Source organism: Bacillota bacterium, assembly GCA_018818595.1.
GTDB lineage: Bacteria > Bacillota_I > Bacilli_A > Izemoplasmatales > Hujiaoplasmataceae > JAHIRM01.
This window is the reverse complement of record JAHIRM010000058.1, coordinates 1-4618: the sequence shown is the minus strand read 5'-3', so window position 1 is coordinate 4618 and position 4618 is coordinate 1. Positions and strand designations below refer to the sequence as shown.

The window sequence follows — 4618 nt, the reverse complement described above, 5'->3', positions numbered from 1 at the left end:
TCCACTCGACAAGCTCATAGTCACAGCCACCAACAGTGGCTGGACGGCTTGTCCGTCCAGTCCAATACTATAAGGCGGACGGACGGCGGACGGACAGATGGCAAGCTAAAATGGGGGATTTTCGGTGGTTTCGTCCGTATTTAGGAATGATTTGCAACAAGGAGGAGCAAGATGGAATATCTTTTATTAGGTCTGGCAGTAATTTTTGTGGGCGATGCCGTCTTTAAAGTACGCAGTGCTTCCAAGGGTGAGCATATTATAGTACAAACCCCCGGAGTTGGGGCAATAGGCGCTGTGGTTGATGTCATCATTGCGGCGTTAGTTATCCATGCCATATGTTATTGGTAATAACTTGCAACTTGGACAGACCACTGGCTGAAAGGAGAGTAGGATGGGTTTAAGCTATCTATTCAGATGTGACACCTGTGGGTACGAAGTAACGGCAGACATATCTTGGACTCTATGTGAGGAAGATACTTTCGTCCACGATGGGGGGTGGGAAGACTTGCCCGATGGGTGGGGGCTTAGGCCTATTGCTCCCTATGGGCACACTGGTGATCTTGGGCCTGTTGAGTTGATTTGCCTATCTTGTCTAGACAAGAAATGAAGAAGCCAACTAGGGTAGACGAGCTAATGAAGAGGCGCTTCCCCGACACAACGCTTGTCGAGGGGGGTCTGCTCTTTGAGGGTAGTCGCTTAGTGATAGGGGGGGAGACAGGAGCAGGTAAGAGTTATCTTACCTTACAGCTAGAGCTAGAAGCTGCTGCTGGGGAGCCTTGGTTGGGGTTGTGGAAGGTAAGGAAGCCATTGAACTCTCTACTTATCCAGACTGAGATCACCGAGGCTTTGCTGGCAGGTAAGGGTAGTAGACTAGCAAGGTGGAAGGCTGGTGCCCCCATTCCTGAGAACTTCTGGCTGTCTACGGAAGAGAGTTTCTCTATCGTACAGGAAGCTCCTGGGCTAGAGCGGATGTGTGGGGAACTGGATATAAATCTTGTAGCATTTGATCCACTGTACCAGATGCACAGTGGGGATGAGAATATGGTTCATACCATTAAGCCCGCGGAGGAAGCATTTGATTTAGTGAAGGGGCCAAATAGGGCAATTATCCTTGACCACCACTTCAATAAAGCATCGTCGTTTACGGGGGGTAAGCCGTCTGTCATGTGGTTGAGAGGATCGAGTGCGTGGGCTGGGTGGGCAGATACTGTCATGCTCTTGGTGGGGCAGCCGGGGGCACCACAGGCTAAGCTACATATAGTAAAGGCGCGGAATAGAATGGATGCCCTTCCTGGGGCGATTAAATTGGAGTGGCAACCGAGGGGGAAGTTCTTTAGGGTAGTGGAAGAAGAGGTGGGGAGTGAGTACGCCGCCATCCAAGAGATCTTGGAGGAGCATGGGGGGCAGATCAAGCAGGGAGATCTGGCCAAGGAGCTGATGGAGAGGGGGTACGGCGGGAGGACGAAGGCATACGCTATTGTCAAAGAGGCTATAGATATTGGATTTTTGACTGGAAGTGGGGTGATGGTAAAACTTGACAATAGAGGGAAGAGTTGATAGAATATAGGAAGGAGGGGAAGATGAATGTAGAGAAAGCTATTGCAGTACTAAAGGGTAAAGCACGGGGATATGGTGGTACATCGAAAGTCCAACGTAAGTCTTCGGGAAAGGTAGATATGGTAGGGGGGCTTGACACCACAGTTACGTATGGCTCACTACTGAGAATACTCCAAGCTTTGGAGGATGAGCACGAGGTTCCCATTGAGACTCCAAAGCTTGCGGAAGGGGACTACGTGGCAGTTGTGGGTTACAGCGCGGGTGCTGAGGTAGGCGAACGCGGCAAGATTATCTATATAGACTCCTGTGAGTATACTCCTATCCTAGTGGAGTTCCCATGCCATAATCCAATTAGGAGTACTGGGGCTGGTAAAACTGCTAATGGTCATGCTTTTTGGTTCGACGTGGAGGAACTCAGGAGAATGCGATAATGCCTTACTATGAAGTAGAGATAGTAGGCTCCCTCCAAGTACTCGCCCTCGACGAGGACCAGGCGGAGAGCATAGTAAGGGGCAATTTAGAACATGTTCTAAAGAGAGTAGAGATTACATTTATGGAGCCTCTTGGGGAAGATTACGAAATGGAGCCCCCTGATTCCTACGGGAGACCCCCTCAGTTCTGAGGAAGAGGATAGAAAACTTGGTAGTGTATCATTTTGAATGTGGTATAGTTCTACCCTGGGAAAGACGGTGGCACGGCAACCCTATTCAGCCTACTTAATTGGGTGTAGACCGGCGGTGTCGCTTAACCGATACCGCTTTGCCACCGTCTTTCCGTTTGTGCGGAGAAACAGGGACAATTTTCTTATTAAAAAATGGTTAGCGAGGGGGCCTTGACAAACGCCATTACTATTGTTATAAAGTGGTGGGAAGTGGCGAAATGTGGGTATATTCCACTTGGCAAACAATCCCACCCATGTAAGGGAGGCGAAATGGCAACTATAATAAAGAATACAGATTTAACAAGAGTAGCCGAGGGCATAAAGCCAGATTCTAAAAAACGAGTGGTTTTGCCCAAGGCCTTGGTGGGGGAAGGTATCACCTATCATATATACAGCAACAGCAATGGGCAGATTATTTTAGACCCACAGATAACCATCCCTGCTTCAGAGGCTTGGCTATTCAATAACCAAGATGCCATTGCATCAGTTCGGCGAGGCCTTTCAGATGCTGCACAAGGTAAAGTGTCAAAGGTTGACCTTAAAAATCTATAGGGTCAAACGTTTTGTTCGGTTTAGAATGGACAGACAAGAGGATAGAAAACTTGACAAACTATTTTAAAGATGATAAAATAAGCTAACTGGCCAAAAACTAAAAAGGAGGTAGGTATGGCAGATTTCTGGACAGGTCCATCGGAGATTACCACTATTAGGGGAATGGTGGACTCTGCTAGGCAGCAAATGGGTGGGTATGGTAAGAAGCAAAATATCATATCACTCGTGGACGTAACCCAGACCCTTACGGATGAGACCACGGAGGAGCTGGAGACTCGTACCCTTTTTATCCCAACACAGGGTAAGAACTCTAGCATCTTCGCGGCTAGTATCCGGCAGGCAGCTGGGGTCACACCAAAGGATAGCGTGCTACATGCTATCGAGGGGAAGGTCGTCACGTTTGGGGTCTCTTATCAGGACTTCGTTACCAAAGAGGGCGAAGACCAAAGGATGACCATTTATCGTGTGACTGATATTGCGGATGAGGCTAGGGTGGTCTCGGAAAAGGAGGTACTAACTTTCTTGGGGAATAAGACCCCCGCGGAGGTTATGGCAGGGAGGGGAGCGTTTAGTGGGAGTGATTTCTATGGAGTCCTCGCCACAAGAGCAAAGACTGAAGGGCACTTTGGAGACAAGGTGGCTTTAGTAGATGGTCGCTATAGTGTAGCAACATAGGGCATAGGCTGTGCCAGAGAAGGAATGGGCTGCTTGTGGTCCGACTCCCAGCGGGAGTAGGGCAGTAGCTACCACAAGCAGGCAGGGAGAATTGATGGGAAAGACTTGGGGAAAGATCCTAAGTGCCCTCGCGGGAATGACCGTACCTGGTAGGCCACCAGGGAAGCAAATACCGCCAGCCTATAGTTTATGCCCCGGGGGGCGCCCTACCGATGACAAGAGCCCACGGGCTCTCCTGGAAGGGTAGTCGGTAGACCACAACTGGTGGGTTGACCTATACCTTACGGGGTAGAAATCACCCACCGGTTGTGCCAAAAAGGAGGAGAATATGGATAAGTGTCCAATTTGTGGCTATGACCCAAATGAGTTAGTAATCCCCCTTGCTACTGGTTGTAATCCAGTACATATAAAGCAGACCTGTTGGTATGATGAAGAGGACTCCGAGCAGACAGCTGCCGCCTTTGTTAGGTTCCTTAGGAGTAGGACTCCCAGTTGGTTCTATGATGAGTTAAGGAAGCAACTTTTCAAAGGGAATTAGACCTATGTTGACTGACTTTATCTGCCCCGATGGTGAGCATACAGGTATTCTAGGGTGCCTAGTTACATGCCGTATGGAGAGGAGATGTCTTTCCCTTCCTACTCTCAGGGAGTGTGCCCGAACTCGTCCGTGGACTGGTAGTCCGTCGGTGACACAACTACTCAATGGCACACAGATGGAGTTCCTAAAGATTACAGTGCCCTATGCCATCCGTCCGGAGTCAAGGGCCTTCGCTCTCTTGGGGACCCGTCACCACGAGAGGCTCGCGGGTGGCGCCATCGACGATGATACCATCTCGGAGGAACTCTTCGAGGGAGATACCTACAAGGGGCACCCGGACTACCTGGAGGGGACCACTCTCTGGGACTACAAGACGTGGGGGAGCTATAGGGTGACTCGCTTCTTGGGCTTGGTGTCGGAGAAGATTGATGACCCCACGGGGGCCGTCTATGAGAAGTCGGGTAAGTGGGGTAGAGCAGGGAGCATCAAGCAGGTGAACTTGTGGACTAGGAGTCCTCTCATGGCAGATACCCATGAGCCTACCTTACAGCTTAATGCTTATAGGTTAGTGGTGGAGCAGCATGGGTATCCTGTTGAGAGTATGCGTTTGCAGATTACAGTAAGGGATGGTGGAT

The 4618-nt window shown here is 49.9% G+C and carries 7 protein-coding genes; all 7 read left to right on the top strand.

Annotated elements, in window-relative coordinates:
• The first annotated feature begins 171 nt into the window (after positions 1-171).
• Positions 172-348, top strand: a complete 177-nt coding sequence (locus KJ971_08730) for a hypothetical protein (protein ID MBU1145916.1) — start codon at positions 172-174, stop codon at positions 346-348.
• A gap of 255 nt (positions 349-603) precedes the next feature.
• A complete protein-coding gene (locus tag KJ971_08725; protein ID MBU1145915.1) occupies positions 604-1557 on the top strand; it encodes an AAA family ATPase in 954 nt (317 codons plus the stop codon).
• A gap of 23 nt (positions 1558-1580) precedes the next feature.
• On the top strand, positions 1581-1988 hold the full coding sequence (locus tag KJ971_08720) for a hypothetical protein (protein MBU1145914.1): 408 nt from the start codon (positions 1581-1583) through the stop codon (positions 1986-1988).
• A complete protein-coding gene (locus KJ971_08715) occupies positions 1988-2179 on the top strand; it encodes a hypothetical protein (GenBank protein ID MBU1145913.1) in 192 nt (63 codons plus the stop codon). Before KJ971_08720 ends, KJ971_08715 begins: the two co-directional genes overlap by 1 nt.
• Before the next feature lie 309 nt (positions 2180-2488).
• A complete protein-coding gene (locus KJ971_08710) occupies positions 2489-2770 on the top strand; it encodes a hypothetical protein (GenBank protein ID MBU1145912.1) in 282 nt (93 codons plus the stop codon).
• 114 nt (positions 2771-2884) lie between these two features.
• On the top strand, positions 2885-3445 hold the full coding sequence (locus tag KJ971_08705; GenBank protein ID MBU1145911.1) for a hypothetical protein: 561 nt from the start codon (positions 2885-2887) through the stop codon (positions 3443-3445).
• 686 nt (positions 3446-4131) lie between these two features.
• The coding region (locus tag KJ971_08700; protein ID MBU1145910.1) for a hypothetical protein at positions 4132-4618 on the top strand (487 nt) is incomplete at its 3' end.